The sequence below is a fragment of the Burkholderia crassaminum genome (genome assembly GCF_964265005.1).
In the GTDB taxonomy this organism is placed as follows: domain Bacteria; phylum Pseudomonadota; class Gammaproteobacteria; order Burkholderiales; family Burkholderiaceae; genus Burkholderia.
This window is the reverse complement of record NZ_OZ183800.1, coordinates 2,307,833-2,324,349: the sequence shown is the minus strand read 5'-3', so window position 1 is coordinate 2,324,349 and position 16,517 is coordinate 2,307,833. Positions and strand designations below refer to the sequence as shown.

Here is a 16,517-nt window from a genome sequence, read left to right as displayed (position 1 = left end):
ATTCCGGACTTCTACCGATCGCCCCCCGACATATCGCTCGACAACCGGGCCGCGACCGCGCGCGCGGCCAGATCGAGCAGGAAACCGAGCACGCCGATCACGAGGATCACGGCCGTCAGCTCCGAATACGCGAGCCGGTCGCGCGTGTCGAGAATCAGATAGCCGAGCCCCGCGCTCACACCGAGCATTTCCGCCGGGACCAGCACGATCCACAAGATGCCGATCGCGAGGCGCACGCCCGTAAGCACATGCGCGGCGATACCCGGCACGTAGATGTGCCAGAGCATTTCCGCGCGCGTGGCGGCAAGGCTTTCGCCAAGCTGGATCCAGCGCCGGTCGAGATGCGCGACGCCCGATGCGGTGCTCATCACCAACGGCCAGACCGCGGCGAACGCGAGCAGGAAATACACCGCGCGATCGCCGACGCCGAGTGACATCACCGCCAGCGGCATCCACGACAGCGGCGAGATCATGCGGAGAAACTGCAGCGTCGGCGAGAGCGTCTGTTCGAGCCAGCGCAGACGGCCGATCGCGAATCCCAACGGTACGCCGACCACCAGCGCCCACGCCAGCCCGACGGCGATGCGCTTGAGGCTGGTCGCCACATGCACGAGCAGCTGATCCTCGGCGACGAGCGACGACAGCGCTTCGAACGCACGCTGCGGTGCGAACTGCGCGGCCATCGCATTGTGGCCCGCGAGCAGCGTGACGGCGAGCCACCACAGCGCCAGGGCGGCCGCCAGTCCGGCACCGCCCAGCACGATGCTGCGCCAATGCGTGGACGCGGGCACCGGACGCCGCGACGATGACGACGTTTCCCGTACAAGCAAGCTAGACAACGATCGTCTCCTTGCGTGCATAGCCGCCATCCTGGCCGAACGCCGACATGCCGCCCAGCGCTTCGATGCTCTTCCTCACGAACCGGTCGTCGACCAGATCGCCGGCGACCCGTTTCGGATCGAGCGACGCGAGGAACTGGCTCGCGCCTTCCACCTGGGTCGTTTTCAACCGGCGCACGAGTTCTTCCGTATAGCTCGGATACGGATACGGCTGGAAGTCGATGCGCTTCACGCCCCAGTTCGCGTGCTGGATCGCGCGATCGCCGAGATAGCGCCCCTGATCGGCCGCTTGCGGCGCGAGCACGCGTGCGAGCAGTTGCGACGCGTGCGGCGTGTAGCGGTTCGGGCCTTCCTTCGACAGCAGTTTGGCCGCCTCTTGCGGATGGGTGCGCGTCCACAATTGCGCGTTGACGATCGCATCGACGACCTTCTGCGACCACGCCGCGCGTTGCGTCAGGTCCTGCTCGTGCATGAATATCACGCAGCACGCGTGGTTGCGCCACACGTCGCCCGTAAAGCGGAGAATCTTGCCGATGTTCAATTGCTCGGCCGCCGCATTGAACGGCTCGGCGACGATGTATCCCGCGATCTTGTTCGACGCGAGCGCGGGCGGCATGTCGGACGGCGCCATCACGACCAGGTTGACTTCCTTCGGCCCCGGCTGCCCCGACTGCTTGAGCACGGGCGCGAGACCCTGCGCGCGCAGCATGTCCTGCAGCACGACGTTGTGCACGGAATACCAGAACGGCACGGCAACCGTCTTGCCGCCGAGGTCCGCCACGGTGTTCACGTCGTGCGCAACCGTCAGCGCCGAGCCGTTCACGTGATTCCATGCGACGACCTTCGCGGGTGCCTTGCTGCCGTAGCGCGCCCACACGGTCATCGGCGACAGCAGATGCACGACGTTGACCTGTCCCGACAGAAAGGCCTCGACCAGCTGCGCCCAGCTTCGCAGCAGCGTCGGCTTCTCCGCCTGGATGCCGGCCGCGTCGAAGTAGCCGTTGTTATGTGCGACGAGCAGCGGCGCCGCATCGGTGATCGGCAGATAGCCGATGCGCACGGGCGCATTCGGATCGGCTGCCGCGCGCGCATCGGATGCTTTCAACAGCGGCGCCGCGCCCGCGACGGTAAAGAGCGACGCGAGCTTCAGCCATTCGCGTCGTGACATCGGTACGTTGCACATGAGGATTCCCCGCTGGTATCGGCCGGATTCAGGCTGCTGCTGATATCGAGTTCTGCAGCGCTTGAAGAATGGAGATGCGCAGCTCGCCGAGCGAGCGCACCTGCGTGTGCCGCGGCTGCGGCAGTTCGACGGCCCAGCGTCCGACCAGCGTGCCGCGCTTGCCGAGCAGCACGATCCGATCGGCGACGAGCAGCGCTTCGTCGATATCGTGCGTGACGAGAAGCGCCGACGCACCGGTGTTTCTCACCGCGGCAATCAGGAGCTGCTGCATGTCGGCGCGGGTCACTTCGTCGAGCGCGCCGAACGGTTCGTCGAGCAGCAGCGCGCGCGGCGCCCGCGCCAGGCAGCGCGCCAGCGCCGCGCGCTGGGCCATGCCGCCTGACAGCTGCGACGGCAGCGCGTGCCGCGCATGGTCGAGCCCGACGGCGGCCAGTGCGTTCGTCACGCGTTCCTTGCGGTTCGCGCGTGTCAGGTGCGGCTGACGCGCGAAGGTCAGCCCGAACCCCACGTTGCGCTCGACCGTGAGCCACGGCAGCAGGCACGGATCCTGAAACGCGAGGGCGACCTCGGGGCGCGGGCCGTCGACCGGCTCGCCATCGACGTGAATCGTGCCGGATGCGGTTCGCGTCAGGCCGGCGATGGCCCGCAACAGCGACGACTTCCCGCATCCGCTCGGCCCGAGCAGCGCAACGAGTTCGCCGGGCGCGACCGACAGGTCGACGCCGTTCAGCACGTTGCGCGATCCATACCGCAACGTGACGCCGCTCGCGACGAGATGCGCGCCTTGCGTCATGCTGCCGCCGCCCGTCGATGCCGCGCGAGTTGCGATTTCAGCTGCACGAGGCTCGGCGTCACGATCGGGATGAACGACGCTTCGCGCACGCGCCGCGCGCTGCCGCTCTGGCCGTGCAGATAACCGCGCCCACCGGTGGCCTGCACTTCGAGCGAGACGGCCTGCGAAACGGTATCGACGAGCGCGATGCGCAGTTCGAACATCGCCGCAGGTGCGTCGAAGAAGGTGCCGTCAAGCACGCCTTGCTTCAGTTGCGCGGCCTGATCGGCGAGCGTCGTTTCGAGTTCGCGAATTTCCGCGCCGATCGACGCGCGCGACGGCTCGCTTGCATCCAGCGTGGCCAGCAACGCGCGCCGCGCGAGCCCGATCGACATCCCGCATTGCAGGCCGAGAAACGCCGGGCGCACGCGTGCGAGCCAGGCCGGTGCGTCGGCCGCGAGGCGGTACGTTTCGTCGAGGACAGTATCGCTCACACGCAGCGCAGCCGTATTGCTCGCGCGCAGGCCGATCAGGTCGAGATCGTCGCTGCGCTCGACGCCGCGCGCGTCGTGCGGAATCGCGAAGACGGACGGCGGTGTGCCGTCGTCGTGATCGAACGCGGCCGCGGCGATGAAACCTTCGCGCCGCAGGTTCGTGATCCACGGCAGGCTGCCGTTCAGCACGAACGCATTGCCGTTGCGGGCCGCATGCATCTGCAACGGCTCGATGTCGGACAGATACTTCATCGCGTTCGAAAGCCCCGTGGCGCCCGCAACTTCGCCGTCGAGCAGCGGCGCCAGCCAGCGCGCACGCAACGCGTCGTTGTCGCTCTGCAGTACGTATTCGATGAAGGTGCGATGTCCCCACAGCACGAACGCGGCCGTCAATGACCGTTGCGCGACGGCGGCCACCGTGTCGATCGCGTTCGCGATCGTGCCGCCCATCCCGCCCATTGCCTCCGGCACACCGACGGCGACCGTGCGCGAGCGCACCAACTGCGGCAGGATCTCTGCCGCGCGCGACGGGTCGGCGTCGAGCGCGTCGGCATTCGCTTCGAGCCATGCGTCGAGCGCATCGAAGCTCGCCGGCGCGGTCATGCGGCGCGCGCCGCAGGCTCCCAGCGATACGCTTCGAGCTGCGGATTCAGTTCGTTGCGCGCCAGGTTGTTCGCGAAGTTGCAAAGCGTCGCTAGGCTCACGCCAAGTATCACTTCGAGCGCGCCGGCATCACTGTAGCCGGCGGCCTTGAACGCTTCGAGTGCTTCGTCGGACACGGCGCCGCGCGTCGCGATCACGTCGCGCGTGAACGTGGCGACCGCGTTCAGGCGCGCGTCGGACAGCGTGTGCTGGGCGCGGATTTCGTCGACGAGCGCAGCGGGCAATTGCGCCTTCTTCAGCGCGACGGCCGTATGGCCGGCCACGCAAAAGCCGCAGCCATGAATGGCGGCGGCGGTGATCTGCACGACTTCGCGCTCGGCCAGCGTAAGGCCGCTGCGCGAATTGATTTCGCCGACGGTCAGGTACGTTTCGAGCGCAACCGGTGCATTGGCGAGCGCGGCGACGAGATTCGGCAGGAAGCCGTTGGCGGCCTGCGACTTCTGGAGAAACGGGCGGCTGGCTTCGGGCGCGCTTTCGACGGTTTGGAGGGGCAGGCGGCTCATGGCATCCTCGATCGGAAAGCCATCATTGTTGGCGGCGCCGGTCGAGCCGGCAATGCGCGGCCGTCTCTGTTTCATGCGCGTTTGTCTCGCGTCAATGCACGGGCGGCGCGCCGGTGCGCTCCGGGGCGCGGCGGCAGGTGCCGGGCGGCAGGCCGGTGACGCGCTTGAATGCCTGCGCAAAGGCGGATTCCGACTGATAGCCGACGTGCTCGGCCGTGCTGAGCGTCGATGCCCCGTGCCGCAACATCTCGGCCGCGACCTTCATGCGCAGCAGCGCAAGGAACTGCGCAGGCGGCTGCCCGCATGCCTGCGCGAACTGCTTGCAGAAGCGCGCGCGGGACATGTGGCAAAACGCGGCCATCGTGTGCGTGGTCCAGTCGTCGCCGGGTTTCTCGATGATCGCGCCGACGAGCGGCGTAAATTCGGCGCGCCGCATGACCGACCACAGGCCCGGCGCAAAATCGTCACTGCTCGCGACGGCACGCAATGCATAGAGGAACAGCGCATCCGTCAGACGATTGACGAGTGGCGACGGTGCGTCCTGCGCACGCGCCGCTTCGGTGCGGATCAGGTCGAACAGCGTGCGCGCGCCCGCCAGCTTCGCGTCGTCGTGACGCGCCAGGAGGTGATCGGGCAGAAGGCCGGCGATCGCGTCGCCGAGATCGGAACGGAACTCGAAGAAACCGCATGCCAGTGCGACGCCGTCCTGTGACGACGCGGGCGCGGCGAGCGGCGTCATTGCGCCGATCCGTACCGTGTATTCGTCATCGGACGGCGCAATCGCGTCGGGCGTCAGGCAATGCGTCATGTCGTGCATCAGGAAGACCGCGTCGCCGGCGACGAGGCGCGTGCTTTGGGCGGCACGGCCGTTCCAGGCGGGCAGGTGCAGCCAGCATGCGCCTTCGAGCACGAGGTGAAAGCTCGCGCGCTGATGGCCGGCCGTCGATGCGCGATAGACGCCGCAATACCGGCCCACGTGAAACAGCGTGCTGCGCAGTTCGAGTCCGGAGAGCAGCCAGTCGGCGGCCTGTTCGGCGGAGTTCGGCATGGTGGGCGAAGGCGGCGAAGCCATTGGGAAGTCGACGGCGGATGCCGAGCTTAGCGCCGCGGCGTTGCGCGGTAAAACAAGCGATCGTGGAAAGCATATGGGTGTGCGGCATATGCGTTCTTCGGTGGCCGGCGTCGGCTCGGCCGAGCGGGATTGCCGAATCATTCCGGCCGCTCGCGGATGGGTATGCCGACGTCGGCGATACCGGGCGCGTCCCCTTGGACACCGATACTGCAATCCGGAGCGGCATCGCCCCTTTCACGAAAGCCGGCCCGCCCGGCGGCCGTAATCCATAAAACTTGATCGGTAGAAGCACTAAAACTTCAATGATTTTTTCCGGGCTATAGTGGAACGACTGAAGGTAGACGCGGCGCCTTTCGCCGATACCGATCAGGTCATGACTGTAGACGGGTGCTGTATGAAAAAAATAACCGAAAGAACCACCGGACCGATCTGGGGCGTGGCCGCAGGATTGCTTCTTGCCGCTACGGGATTGAGTCTCGGCATCTTCCCGACGTCCTTGCACAGCTCGGGAAGCGCAAACGACTTCATGGCGTCCGGTGCCACGATGCTGGGCATTTTCCTCGTCGTCTATTCCGCGCGCGAATTACGAAGACAGCGCGCGCACTGAGCGTTCGCGCATCCACGACAACCGACATGAGCGGGCCGATGGCGCGCGAGTACGCTCGTGCGCGGCGCGCTACGCGTGGCGGATTTCGTGGTTATAGACGAGCTCGACGATTCGCTTCGTCGGGATGCTCGCGCGCAACGCGTCGACACCGTCGACGGGAAACCACCTGCATTGCTCGATCTCGTTGTTCGCCTGCGGTATCTGGTCGGGGCCGACTTCCGCGAAGAACACGTAATGAGCCTTCGCGAGCCCGGTGAATTGCATCGAGTAGACGAGATGCAGGCCGGTCATCCCGGTTTCTTCGCACAACTCGCGATGCGCGGCTTCGAGCGGCGCTTCCCCGCGCTTGATCGTGCCGCCGGGAAGGGCCCAGCGTGACGACGCGCGCGCGACGAGCAGCACCTGGCCGTCGCGGTAGCAGACGATCGTCGCCCGTTCTTTGATGGGTACTTCGGTCGATTGTGGGGAACTCATGGGATCACGGGCGTGGATACTGGCGAGATTCTAGCCAGTGCGGACCCCGGTGCCAAGGCGACATCGGCCGGAACCGCCCGATCATGCGAAAGCGGGTGAGGTCCACGGTGACGCAGGCGCACATCATGAACTGTCGGGAATGAATGCAAAGCCGGTTCGCGCGATCGCCCTGCAAGGGCGCCGATAAGTCAAAGTTGTTCGCAGCGTCCGAATTACCCGCGAATCGGCTGGAAATGGACCGTTTTCAGGCGGATTCGCTCGGCTGTCGGGGCGCATGCTGGAGGCCCCGATATGAGACCGGACACAGCGATGACTACCTTGAGCATGCAAACGGTCATTTACGGCAAGACCATACAGGTAGCTCTGCTGACCGATACCGGAACGGCGCGTATTTTCGTGATGGACAATGACGACGGTTCCCGTCAGCCCCAGGTCATGAAGGTTCGTCAGACCCTCGATGCGGGCATGACGGATGAGGACGTCGTTCGCCATGTGCTGAATACCGTGGTGGCCTCGATCGAGCGGCGTGGCCAGTCATGGGCGCACTGAGCACCTTCCGGGCGGTCGTCTGCTCGACGTCTGAAGGCACGACAGGACGCCCCCGAGATCGGCAGGGTCGAGCTCCGGGGCCGGACGCGCACTACCGTCGGGCGTGCTTCATCTCCTCGGCTTCCATGGCCGCGTTTCGTTCCTCACTGGCGGAAACCGGGTCCATGGAGTCGTCGATCGAGGCCAATGCGTACTCGCAGGCCAGTTTCGTTTCTTCGACGTCGGTGTCAGGCTCCTCATCGTCGATGACGGGAGGATCGAGCATGTCCTTGAGCATCGTCTCCAGCTCCGGCGTGTCCCACGGTTCGCCGCGTTGTTCCTTTTTCCTGATGTAGTGGCGGATTTCCGCGTCCTGTTCGGGCGTCAGGGGAAGGTGCCGAAAGGTGCTGTTGGGGTTGGCATCAATCATGATGTTGCTCCTGAGTCCGGCAGGGCCCCGGTTTGGCGGCTTCCCGGAGCACCCACATGCCGGAAAAACGATATGGATGACGTATCGATGCCGGCTTCGTCGTCATGGGGACGGCCCTGCTGCGCAGGCACATGGCGCAAACGAGCGGGCCATCTTCGAATCCACGAGGGCGATGCACGCGCATCATGTGCTTCCGAACGTATGGTCGCGACGAATCGCTGGACGAGTGCTTCCGGCCTGTATCGCCAGTGTGTGGCGCGACGGGGTAGAGCGAAAGGCATAACGCTGCGTGCGAAAGCGGGCACGATGCAGCAAGAGGAAGAGGGCAGGCGGGCAGTCGATCGGCTCACGAACGCCCGGACGAGTTCATCATACGCGCGTCGTCCTTCAGGTGCCGATCTTATTTCGGGGGATGCGGATGGCCACCGACAGGAGGCGCTGCGCGACCCGGTCGAACCGGCGCGCGGGGCGACCGGCGCGGTGCCCGAAACACCGCGCGGTCGCCCCATATTCCGTGCTTACTTCTTTTCCGGCAGGAACCAGTTCATCACGAGCGCGCAGATGCCGCCCGTCGCCACACCCGATTCCAGCACGTTCTTCAGTGCGTGCGGCAGGCTGTTGAGGATGTCCGGCACCTGCGACACGCCGAGGCCGAGCGCGAGCGACACCGCGATGATCAGCAGCGCGCGACGGTCGAGCTGGACGCCCGCGAGAATGTTGATGCCCGATGCGGCCACCGCGCCGAACATCACCATCGCCGCGCCGCCGAGCACGGGTTCCGGCACGGCCTGCAGCACGCCGGCGACGACCGGGAACAGGCCCAGCACCACGAGCATCCCTGCGATCCAGATGCCGACATGGCGGCTGGCGACGCCGGTGATCTGGATCACGCCGTTGTTCTGCGCGAACACCGAGCTCGGGAACGTATTGAACACGCCGGCCAGCAGCGAGTTCGCGCCGTTGACGAGCACGCCGCCCTTGATCCGTTGCATCCACACCGGGCCTTCGACCGGCTCGTTCGAGATCTTGCTGGTGGCCGTGACGTCGCCGATCGCTTCGAGCGACGTGACGAGGTAGATGATCAGCATCGGCACGAACAGCGACCACGAGAAGCCGATGCCGAAGTGCAGCGGCGTCGGGACCTGGAACACCGCGGCCTGATGCATGCCGGTGAAGTCGAGGCGGCCGAGGAACGCGGCCGCGAGATAGCCGATCACGAGCGCGATGACGAGCGCGGTGCTGCGCACCCACACGATCGGCACGCGATTCAGCAGGATGATGGTGCCGAGCACGAGGCCCGACAGTGTCAGGTTCTCCGCGCTCGCGAACGTGCCGTTGGCCATCGCGCCGAAGCCGCCGCCCATGCTGATGAGGCCGACCTTGATCAGCGTGAGGCCGATCAGCAGCACGACGATGCCGGTGACGAGCGGCGTGATCAGGCGCTTCACGAACGGCAGGATGCGCGACACGCCCATTTCGACGAACGACCCGCCAATCACGACGCCGAAGATCGCGGCCATCACGGTTTCGACCGGCGTGCCTTGCTTGACCATCAGGCTGCCGCCGGCGATCAACGGGCCGACGAAGTTGAAGCTCGTGCCCTGGACGATCAGCAGGCCGGCGCCCAGCGGGCCGAAGCGCTTGCACTGGACGAAGGTGGCGATGCCGGAAATCACCAGCGACATCGACACGATCAGGGTCGTATCGCGGCTGGACACGCCGAGCGCCTGGCAGATCAGCAGGCCGGGCGTGACGATCGGCACGATGATCGCCAGCAGGTGCTGAAGCGCGGCGACGAAAGCGACCATCGGCGCCGGCCGGTCGTTCGGGCCGTAGACGAGGTCGCGGGCCGGATCGGCGGCGGCGCCGTGGGCGGCGGGTTGGGCGGAGGAGGCGGGTTGCATGGCGAGCGGGCCGGACAAGGTGGAAAGTGCGGCATTTTAGCCGAACGGCCCGCCGCCGCCGCCGGGGGCGCCGCAATAGCGGGGATTCGACGGATCGGGAAAACGGTGGCGGATCGGCGCCCGGGCCGGCCGTGACCGCGACGCCCGCCGGTCAGCGGGGCTGTCGCGATGCGGGCGCGGTCGGAGTGGCGGTCGCGGTGGTCGTCGCATGGAACCCGGGCAGCTCGGGAATCCGCCGCTCCATGAACTGCAGGAAAGTGCGGGTCCGGAGCGGCAGGTACCGGCGCGACGCATACACGAGGTGCAGCGCATGCGGGGGCACCATGTCCCATTTCGGCAGCAACCGGACGAGCTGCCCGCTGTCGATCAGGTCCTGAACGAGCCACGCCGGCCCGCTGCCCACCGCGTTCCCGGCCAGGAAGCATTCCCGCAGCGCCATCGAGCTGTTCACGCGATACCGGCCGTGCACCGGAACGGCGACCTGCGCGTCGCCGCGGGCGAAGGCCAGTTCGTTGCCGATGTCCGCGCGTGCATAGCCGACATACTCGTGCCGCGTCAGGTCTTCCGGACGACGGAGCCTCGGCGCCTGCGCGACGTACCCCGGCGTGGCGACCAGCAGGCGCGGCGACGACGCAATGTGGCGCGCCACGGCATCCGGCGGCAGCAGGTGGCCGAGGCGAATGGCGACATCGACGCCTTCTTCGACCAGGTCGATCACGCGGTCGGTCAATTGCAGTTCGACCTCGATCTCCGGCCATGCGGCGAGGAATTCGAGCACGAGCGCGTTCAGCCTCAGCTCGCCCAGCCCCAGCGGCGCATTGACGACCAGCTTGCCGACCGGCCGAACCGTTTGCCCGCGCACCTCGGCCACCGCGCTCGCGTATTCGTCGATCACGCGCTTGCAGCGATCGTAGAACCGGCGGCCTTCGTCGGTGGGCGCGAGGCTCGTGGTCGAGCGTTCGAGCAGGCGAACGCCCAGTTCCTTTTCGAACGCGGCGACGATCTTGCTGATCGTCGGCTGGCCGGTGCCTTCCTCGCGCGCGACCGCCGAGAAATTGCCGAGCTCGATGGCGCGGACGAACACGCGCATGGATCGCAGTGAATCCATCTTATTCCCTTATGGCATGAACCTTATTCGAGTTTCCCACGTTCCTGCGCAAGTGAGAATGACCTAACGTTCGCGAACCTTCAATCCCTGATGAGGAGTCGACATGAACGAGGCAACGCAATCTTCGGCACTGGACGGTGCGCACGTCGTGGTATTCGGCGGGAGCTCCGGAATCGGCCTAGAGGCCGCGGCCGCCGCGAAGGCGAAAGGCGCCAGCGTCACGTTGGTCGGCCGGACCCGCGCGAAGCTCGAGTCCGCCGCGCAAGCGATCGGCGGCGCGCGCGTCGCGGTGGCCGACATCGCGGACCGGCATGCGGTGCAGGCCGTCTTCGACACGCTCACGCGCGTCGATCACCTGGTCGTCACGGCCGGCCAATTCATTGCAGGCAAGCTGAACGAGACCGATCCCGATCACCTGCTCGCCGCGCTGCAGGAGCGTATCGCCGGGCCGGTCTACGCGATCCGGGCCGCGTTGCCGCTGATGCCCGCGAGCGGCTCGATCGTGCTGACCGGCGGGCAACTGTCGGATCGTCCGGCCGCGCAGGGCACGTCCGTCATTGCCGCCGCCGTGCGCGGCGTCGAGGCGCTGGCGCAGTCGCTCGCGCTGGAACTGAAGCCGATTCGCGTGAACGTCGTCGCGCCCGGCTTCGTCGAGACGCCGCTATACGACGCGTTCGGCCCGGACGCGCGCGACACGATCCTCGCGGGCGCGGCTGCGGTACTGCCTGGCGGCCGTGTCGGGCGCGCCGACGAAGTGGGGGAGGCGATCGCGTTCCTGCTGGGCAACGGCTTCATGAACGGCGAGATCCTGCACATCGACGGCGGCGGCCGGCTGGTCTGAGCCGCGCGTCAGCCTGCGGCGCGCGGGCCGGTGCGGCGCGCCGGTGTGCGCTGTGTGTGCGGTGTGCGGGCATCCGGATACGCTCGCTGGCAGACGGCGATGACCGCATCGCGCAGGCGGCGATGCACGGGGTCGCCGTGCATGCGTGGATGCCACAGCGCGGAAACGAGGATCTCGGGCAGGCGCACCGGGATCTCGAAGCTGCGCAGCCCGAGGGCGTCCGTGAGCCCTGGCGAGAATGCGTTGCCGAGGCTGGAGCGCGGCACGAGCGCGATCAGGTCGGTGCTGGCCGCGACACGCATCGCATCGGGGTAGCCCGGTACGACGACGCGCACGGCGTGGCCCGAGCCGGCCTCGCCGGTCGAATCGTCGGCCGGCCCGCCGAAATCGCCGAGCTGCGACGCGATCACGTGGCCGCAGGCCGCATAGCGTGCGGGCGTGATCCTGCCCGATGCGAACAGCGGATGCCCGGCGCGTGCCACCGCGACGTGCCAGTCGTGAAACAGCATGCGCGTGTGCAGTTCGGGGGCATCGTCGCCGCGTTTGCCGATTTCCAGATCGACGGCGCCGTCGCGCAGCGCCTGCGGATCGCGGTCGGGCTTGGGGACGAAACGGATGCGCACCTGCGGCGCGACTTCGCCGAGTGCGGCGACCACCGGGCCGGACAGCATTTCCATGAACGATGCGGCCGCGCGGAGGGTGAACGTGGACGCATGCGTCGCCATGTCCACGTCGGCTGTCGCCGGGCGCAGCACCGCGCGGGCATCGCTTGCGATGACGTGCACGCGGTCGCGCAATGCGGCTGCGTGCGGCGTCGGCACGAGCTTGCGCCCGGCGCGCACGAGCAGCTGATCGCCGGTGGACATCCGCAGCCGCGTCAGCGTGCGGCTCATCGCGGACGTGCTCAGGCCAAGCCGGCGCGCGGCGCCGGTCACGCTGCCTTCCGACAGCAGCACGTCGAGCGCGGTGACGAGGTTCAGGTCGATGTCTTCCATGGCGACAGGATACGCCTCCGGACGATATGACATGGCGTTCGATGCAACTATAGGTTGAATCCGGTGCGTCTGGCGCCTGTCGTGATGCGCACCTATAGTGGCGGCATGACGACACCCGGCAAAGGCGGAAACCATGCAATCGACTGTATCGAGTAAAAACGCACCCACGATCCTGCTCGTCGCGGCCTCGCGCGGCCTCGGGCTCGCGATGGCCGAGCAATTCCTGAACCAGGGCTGGAACGTCACGGGCACCGTGCGGGAAGGATCGGGGCGCACGAAGCTGCACGATCTCGCCGAGCGCTTCACCGGCCGCCTCGACATCGAGACGCTCGACATCTGCGAGCCGGCGCAACTGGCCGCGCTGCGCGAGCGGCTGTCGGGCCGGCGCTTCGACATGCTGTTCGTGAATGCGGGAACGACGAACGAGCCGACCGAAACGATCGGCGAAGTGACGACCGACGAGTTCGTGCGCGTGATGATCACGAATGCGCTGGCGCCGATGCGCGTGATCGAGACGCTGCAGGATTGCGTGACCGCGGACGGCCTGATCGGCGCGATGTCGTCGGGACAGGGCAGCGTCGCGAACAACGTCAGCGGGATGCGCGAGGTCTATCGCGGCAGCAAGGCCGCGCTGAACCAGTTCATGCGCAGCTTCGCGGCGCGCCAGGCCGAGACGCGGCGTGCGATGGTGCTGATGGCGCCCGGGTGGGTCCGCACCGAGCTGGGCGGGCCCGATGCGCGCCTGACGATCGAGGAAAGCGTGCCGAGCCTCGTCGACGTGCTGATCGCCAAGCGGGCGCGCCCGGGGCTCGAGTATCTCGACTATCTGGGCAGGACGGTGCCGTGGTGAGCCCGCGTCGAAAGGGTTTGCCGTGTCCGTGACATACGTTGTGTACACAACCATCTGGCGGAGCGGCCACACGCCGCTCGCTGCATCGCACAACCGGTCGCGCTTGACACAGGCGCGCTGCCCGCCGTAAATTGCGCAGGCAGATCTAGATAAGAGACTATCTGTAAGATGGTCTCTCCATGCGTCGATCGCATCTGCATTGTCGAGCCTCTTACAGAACAAATATACGGAGGCCGATTGTGCGAACGATCGCGGTCAAGCTTCATGGCATTGAAGACGTCATCTCCTTTCTCGACTCTCGCCCCGGCATCGCGGGCAGGGCGGGGCTCGTCTGGTGGCTGTCGCTCGGCGGGCTGTTTCTCGACGCATTTTCCAACTCGGCATTGAGCGCCGGCCTCGGGCCGATGACGCGCGAATTGCATCTGTCGGCCGCGCAGGTCGCGTGGATGACGTCGTTCGCGTCGTGGGTCGCGATCGCGTTCAACCCGATCGGCGGCTGGATGGCCGACCGCTGGGGGCGCGTGCGGCCGCTGATCGCGGCGAAACTGCTGTCGGTGATCGGCGCGCTGCTGGTCGTGTTCGCGCCGGATTTCAATACGATTCTCGCCGGCCGCTTTTTCGTCGGGATGGCATACGGAATCGACTTCGCGATCGCGATGGCGATGCTCGCGGAGTTCACGCCGGGCCGCCTGAAGAGCCGGCTCAATACCTGGCAGGGCATGTGGTACACGGCCGTCTGCCTGAACCTGCTGCTCGCGCTGCTGTTTCATGCGTGGCAGGTCGGCGATTCGATCTGGCGCTACTCGGTGGCGGCTACCGCCGTGTTCGGCGTCGCGATCCTCGCGCTGCAATGCGCGTTCCTCGTCGAAAGCCCGATCTGGCTCGCACGCAAGGAGCGTCTCGACGACGCGGCGCGCGCGATGACGCGCATCTACGGGCAGGTATTCGCCGCCGCGCCCGCGCATGAGCGCACACCCGTCGTCAATCCGGCCACGCGCGGCCTCGCGAACGTGTTGCTGATCTTTCGCGGCGTCTACCGGCCGCGCACGATCCTTGCCGCGACCGTGCAGATCGGCCAGTCGATCGAATACTTCGCGATCGGCTGGTATCTGCCGCTGATCAGCGCTGCGCTGTTCGGTACGGACTTCGTCTACGCGACGCTCGGCGCGCTCGTGTTCAACCTGTTCGGGATCGTCGGCGGTTTCTCGTCGTCGACGGTCGGCCGCCGTGTGGGCCTGCGCCGCGCATCGGCGATCGGCTTCGCGGCGGTCTGCGCGATGCTGGTCGTGCTCGGGCTGTTTCATGCGCGCATGCCGCTGTGGCTGTCGGTTGTCGTGCCGTCGCTGTTCATCCTGTTCCACTCGGCCGGCCCCGGCGCGAACGGCAAGAGCCTGTCGTCGCTGTCGTTTCGCGGCGAGTTGCGCGCGGGCGCGAACGGCATCGTCGGCGCGCTCGGCTCGATCGGCGCGGCGCTGGGCCTGCTGGTCTTTCCGCTGTTTCGCGCGCGCTACGGCCTCGAACATACGTTCCTGATCCTCGCGGTCGTGCCGTGCATTGCAAGCGCGATCTGCTTCGCGATCCGCTGGGACCCGACGCGCACGACGATCAATCCCGACAACGAACCCGACGCGCCGCACTTCGGCGACGACGCGCGCACCGCATCGGCCTTCATGAACCCCGCCATCGAGAAAACGCAGCGATGACCGATTCCCGAAACGCCATTCTTGCCATCGACGAAGGCACCTCCGGCACGCGTGCCGCGATCGTCGACGCGAGCGGGCACGTATCGTGCCTCGAATACTTGCCGCTGTCGGTCGAGAGCCCGCAGCCGGGCGTCGTCGAACAGGACGCGAACGCGATCCTCGACAAGACGCTCGCGGTCTGCCGCGCGACGCTTGCGCAGGCTCGTGAACAGCGTGTACGCATCGTCGCGCTGGCGCTCGCGACGCAGCGCGCGACCGCCGTGCTGTGGGACACGCGGACCGGGCGCGCGCTCGTGCCCGCGATGGTCTGGCAGGACACACGGCATGCAGCCGAGCTCGATCGTCTCGCCGCCGACTGGGATCGCGTGCTCGTGCCGCAGGTCGGCCGGCCGGCGGGCGTGCGCTCGCCGTACTTGTGGGCCGTGCACCAGATGCGCACGTCGCAGGCGGTCGCCGACGCCCATCGTGCAGGATGCCTCGCGTTCGGCACGATCGACACGTGGCTGATGTGGCATCTGTCCGACGCGCGCGAATGCGTGACGACACCGACCCACGCGACCTCGGCGAGCGCGTATCTGCTCGGCGAGCATCGCTATTTCGAGCCCTGGCTCGACGCGCTCGGCTTTCCGCGCGAACTGTTGCCCGCGCTGCGCGAAGACGCCGACGCGTTCGGCCGCACGCGCCGGGACGTGCTCGGCATCGACGTGCCGATCCTCGCGTGTGCGGGCGACCAGTTCGCGGGTGCGGTCGGGCTCGGCTGCGTCGAGCGCGGCCAGGCGATGTGCGTGCACGGCACCGGCAGCTTCGTCGACCTGCTGACCGGGACGGCGCGTCCGGACACCGGAGCGCACGCGCAGCCCGGTCACGCGCACGACGGCACGCTCGCGATGACCGCGCGGCGGCACGGCGGCGTGTCGCATTACTCGCTCGAAACCTTCGTTGCGACGACGGGTTCGGCATTGCGCTGGGTCTGCGAAAAGCTGCGCTGGTTCGACGATCCCGCGCAGGTCAGCGCGCTGGCGGGCACCGTGCAGTCGTCGCGCGGCGTGACCTTCGTACCGGCGCTCACCGGCCTGCGCGTGCCGAGGATGGAGCCGAACGCGCGCGCGTTGCTGTCGGGCATTTCGATCGCGACGACGCAGGCCGACGTCGCGTACGCGGTGCTCGAAGGCATCGCGCATTCGGTCGCATCGTGCATGGAGGCCAACCAGGCTGTCGCGCGGGCCGACGTGTCGGAGCTGATCGTCGGCGGCGGGCTGGCGGGCAGCGACACGCTGCTGCAGATCCAGGCCGACGTGAGCGGCGTGCCGGTGCGCCGGATGCGCGAAGGCGATTGCGCGAGCCTGCGCGGCGCGGCGTTTCTCGCGGGCGCATCGGGGCTGCTGTGGGATTCGCTCGACGCGGCCTGCGCGACGCTCGTCACCGACGCCGTATTCGAACCCTCGATCGACGTGGACCGCCGGCAGCGCCGGCGCGCGGCATGGCACGCGCGGATCGCGTCCGAGCTCGCGCACGCGGCCGATTTCGCTCACGCGTAAGCACGGAGAACGA

The 16,517-nt window shown here is 67.3% G+C and carries 17 protein-coding genes; 6 read left to right on the top strand and 11 right to left on the bottom strand.

From position 1 onward, the window contains the following. Positions 1-11: 11 nt before the first annotated feature. The 6 genes from ACPTTF_RS27395 to ACPTTF_RS27370 form a co-directional block, all read right to left on the bottom strand. The gene (locus ACPTTF_RS27395; protein WP_423368995.1) at positions 12-860 is read right to left on the bottom strand and encodes an ABC transporter permease; all 849 of its coding nucleotides are present in this window, start codon (positions 858-860) and stop codon (positions 12-14) included. Beyond that, complete coding sequence (locus ACPTTF_RS27390) at positions 832-2,022, bottom strand: ABC transporter substrate-binding protein (protein WP_423368994.1); 1,191 nt, start codon at positions 2,020-2,022, stop codon at positions 832-834. The genes ACPTTF_RS27395 and ACPTTF_RS27390 overlap by 29 nt, the downstream gene beginning before the upstream one ends. Before the next feature lie 28 nt (positions 2,023-2,050). After that, a complete protein-coding gene (locus ACPTTF_RS27385) occupies positions 2,051-2,815 on the bottom strand; it encodes an ABC transporter ATP-binding protein (protein ID WP_423368993.1) in 765 nt (254 codons plus the stop codon). Further along, entirely contained in the window at positions 2,812-3,891 is a 1,080-nt protein-coding gene (locus ACPTTF_RS27380) for an acyl-CoA dehydrogenase family protein (RefSeq protein ID WP_423368992.1), read from the bottom strand. Before ACPTTF_RS27380 ends, ACPTTF_RS27385 begins: the two co-directional genes overlap by 4 nt. Further along, on the bottom strand, positions 3,888-4,454 hold the full coding sequence (locus ACPTTF_RS27375) for a carboxymuconolactone decarboxylase family protein (protein WP_423368991.1): 567 nt from the start codon (positions 4,452-4,454) through the stop codon (positions 3,888-3,890). The genes ACPTTF_RS27380 and ACPTTF_RS27375 overlap by 4 nt, the downstream gene beginning before the upstream one ends. 91 nt (positions 4,455-4,545) lie before the next feature. Then, a complete protein-coding gene (locus tag ACPTTF_RS27370; protein ID WP_423391184.1) occupies positions 4,546-5,502 on the bottom strand; it encodes an AraC family transcriptional regulator in 957 nt (318 codons plus the stop codon). A gap of 418 nt (positions 5,503-5,920) precedes the next feature. Between ACPTTF_RS27370 and ACPTTF_RS27365 the strand changes: the two genes are divergently transcribed. After that, the gene (locus tag ACPTTF_RS27365; RefSeq protein ID WP_423369890.1) at positions 5,921-6,133 is read left to right on the top strand and encodes a hypothetical protein; all 213 of its coding nucleotides are present in this window, start codon (positions 5,921-5,923) and stop codon (positions 6,131-6,133) included. Between the two features lie 69 nt (positions 6,134-6,202). Here ACPTTF_RS27365 and ACPTTF_RS27360 read toward each other — a convergent pair whose 3' ends face one another. Then, positions 6,203-6,607, bottom strand: a complete 405-nt coding sequence (locus ACPTTF_RS27360) for an NUDIX hydrolase (protein ID WP_423368989.1) — start codon at positions 6,605-6,607, stop codon at positions 6,203-6,205. A 309-nt stretch (positions 6,608-6,916) separates the two neighbouring features. Between ACPTTF_RS27360 and ACPTTF_RS27355 the strand changes: the two genes are divergently transcribed. After that, a complete protein-coding gene (locus ACPTTF_RS27355) occupies positions 6,917-7,156 on the top strand; it encodes a hypothetical protein (RefSeq protein WP_423368988.1) in 240 nt (79 codons plus the stop codon). A 91-nt stretch (positions 7,157-7,247) separates the two neighbouring features. Here ACPTTF_RS27355 and ACPTTF_RS27350 read toward each other — a convergent pair whose 3' ends face one another. The 3 genes from ACPTTF_RS27350 to ACPTTF_RS27340 all read right to left on the bottom strand — a co-directional run bounded on the left by ACPTTF_RS27350 (position 7,248) and on the right by ACPTTF_RS27340 (position 10,577). Then, a complete protein-coding gene (locus tag ACPTTF_RS27350; protein WP_423368987.1) occupies positions 7,248-7,565 on the bottom strand; it encodes a hypothetical protein in 318 nt (105 codons plus the stop codon). Positions 7,566-8,083: 518 nt separating this feature from the next. Then, positions 8,084-9,469, bottom strand: a complete 1,386-nt coding sequence (locus tag ACPTTF_RS27345) for a nucleobase:cation symporter-2 family protein (protein ID WP_423368986.1) — start codon at positions 9,467-9,469, stop codon at positions 8,084-8,086. Between the two features lie 151 nt (positions 9,470-9,620). After that, positions 9,621-10,577 (bottom strand): LysR substrate-binding domain-containing protein, encoded by a 957-nt coding sequence (locus ACPTTF_RS27340; RefSeq protein ID WP_423368985.1) that lies wholly within the window; start codon positions 10,575-10,577, stop codon positions 9,621-9,623. Between the two features lie 103 nt (positions 10,578-10,680). On the opposite strand from ACPTTF_RS27340, the gene ACPTTF_RS27335 reads away from it, so the two are divergent. Further along, positions 10,681-11,418: an SDR family oxidoreductase gene (locus tag ACPTTF_RS27335; protein WP_423368984.1), complete on the top strand. Its 738-nt coding sequence runs from the start codon at positions 10,681-10,683 to the stop codon at positions 11,416-11,418. An 8-nt stretch (positions 11,419-11,426) separates the two neighbouring features. Here ACPTTF_RS27335 and ACPTTF_RS27330 read toward each other — a convergent pair whose 3' ends face one another. Beyond that, entirely contained in the window at positions 11,427-12,413 is a 987-nt protein-coding gene (locus tag ACPTTF_RS27330; RefSeq protein WP_423369889.1) for a LysR family transcriptional regulator, read from the bottom strand. Positions 12,414-12,546: 133 nt separating this feature from the next. On the opposite strand from ACPTTF_RS27330, the gene ACPTTF_RS27325 reads away from it, so the two are divergent. The 3 genes from ACPTTF_RS27325 (at position 12,547) to ACPTTF_RS27315 (ending at position 16,504) form a co-directional block, all read left to right on the top strand. Next, a complete protein-coding gene (locus ACPTTF_RS27325; protein WP_423368983.1) occupies positions 12,547-13,263 on the top strand; it encodes an SDR family oxidoreductase in 717 nt (238 codons plus the stop codon). A gap of 239 nt (positions 13,264-13,502) precedes the next feature. After that, complete coding sequence (locus ACPTTF_RS27320) at positions 13,503-14,966, top strand: MFS transporter (protein ID WP_423368982.1); 1,464 nt, start codon at positions 13,503-13,505, stop codon at positions 14,964-14,966. Further along, complete coding sequence (locus ACPTTF_RS27315) at positions 14,963-16,504, top strand: FGGY family carbohydrate kinase (protein ID WP_423368981.1); 1,542 nt, start codon at positions 14,963-14,965, stop codon at positions 16,502-16,504. Before ACPTTF_RS27320 ends, ACPTTF_RS27315 begins: the two co-directional genes overlap by 4 nt. Positions 16,505-16,517 lie beyond the last annotated feature (13 nt).

Bases quoted from the DNA above. Each gene is read 5' to 3' on its own strand.
- ACPTTF_RS27395 (WP_423368995.1), bottom strand. From the start codon at position 860: ATGCACGCAAGGAGACGATCGTTGTCTAGCTTGCTTGTACGGGAAACG.
- ACPTTF_RS27390 (WP_423368994.1), bottom strand. From the start codon at position 2,022: ATGTGCAACGTACCGATGTCACGACGCGAATGGCTGAAGCTCGCGTCG.
- ACPTTF_RS27385 (WP_423368993.1), bottom strand. From the start codon at position 2,815: ATGACGCAAGGCGCGCATCTCGTCGCGAGCGGCGTCACGTTGCGGTAT.
- ACPTTF_RS27380 (WP_423368992.1), bottom strand. From the start codon at position 3,891: ATGACCGCGCCGGCGAGCTTCGATGCGCTCGACGCATGGCTCGAAGCG.
- ACPTTF_RS27375 (WP_423368991.1), bottom strand. From the start codon at position 4,454: ATGAGCCGCCTGCCCCTCCAAACCGTCGAAAGCGCGCCCGAAGCCAGC.
- ACPTTF_RS27370 (WP_423391184.1), bottom strand. From the start codon at position 5,502: ATGCCGAACTCCGCCGAACAGGCCGCCGACTGGCTGCTCTCCGGACTC.
- ACPTTF_RS27365 (WP_423369890.1), top strand. From the start codon at position 5,921: ATGAAAAAAATAACCGAAAGAACCACCGGACCGATCTGGGGCGTGGCC.
- ACPTTF_RS27360 (WP_423368989.1), bottom strand. From the start codon at position 6,607: ATGAGTTCCCCACAATCGACCGAAGTACCCATCAAAGAACGGGCGACG.
- ACPTTF_RS27355 (WP_423368988.1), top strand. From the start codon at position 6,917: ATGACTACCTTGAGCATGCAAACGGTCATTTACGGCAAGACCATACAG.
- ACPTTF_RS27350 (WP_423368987.1), bottom strand. From the start codon at position 7,565: ATGATTGATGCCAACCCCAACAGCACCTTTCGGCACCTTCCCCTGACG.
- ACPTTF_RS27345 (WP_423368986.1), bottom strand. From the start codon at position 9,469: ATGCAACCCGCCTCCTCCGCCCAACCCGCCGCCCACGGCGCCGCCGCC.
- ACPTTF_RS27340 (WP_423368985.1), bottom strand. From the start codon at position 10,577: ATGGATTCACTGCGATCCATGCGCGTGTTCGTCCGCGCCATCGAGCTC.
- ACPTTF_RS27335 (WP_423368984.1), top strand. From the start codon at position 10,681: ATGAACGAGGCAACGCAATCTTCGGCACTGGACGGTGCGCACGTCGTG.
- ACPTTF_RS27330 (WP_423369889.1), bottom strand. From the start codon at position 12,413: ATGGAAGACATCGACCTGAACCTCGTCACCGCGCTCGACGTGCTGCTG.
- ACPTTF_RS27325 (WP_423368983.1), top strand. From the start codon at position 12,547: ATGCAATCGACTGTATCGAGTAAAAACGCACCCACGATCCTGCTCGTC.
- ACPTTF_RS27315 (WP_423368981.1), top strand. From the start codon at position 14,963: ATGACCGATTCCCGAAACGCCATTCTTGCCATCGACGAAGGCACCTCC.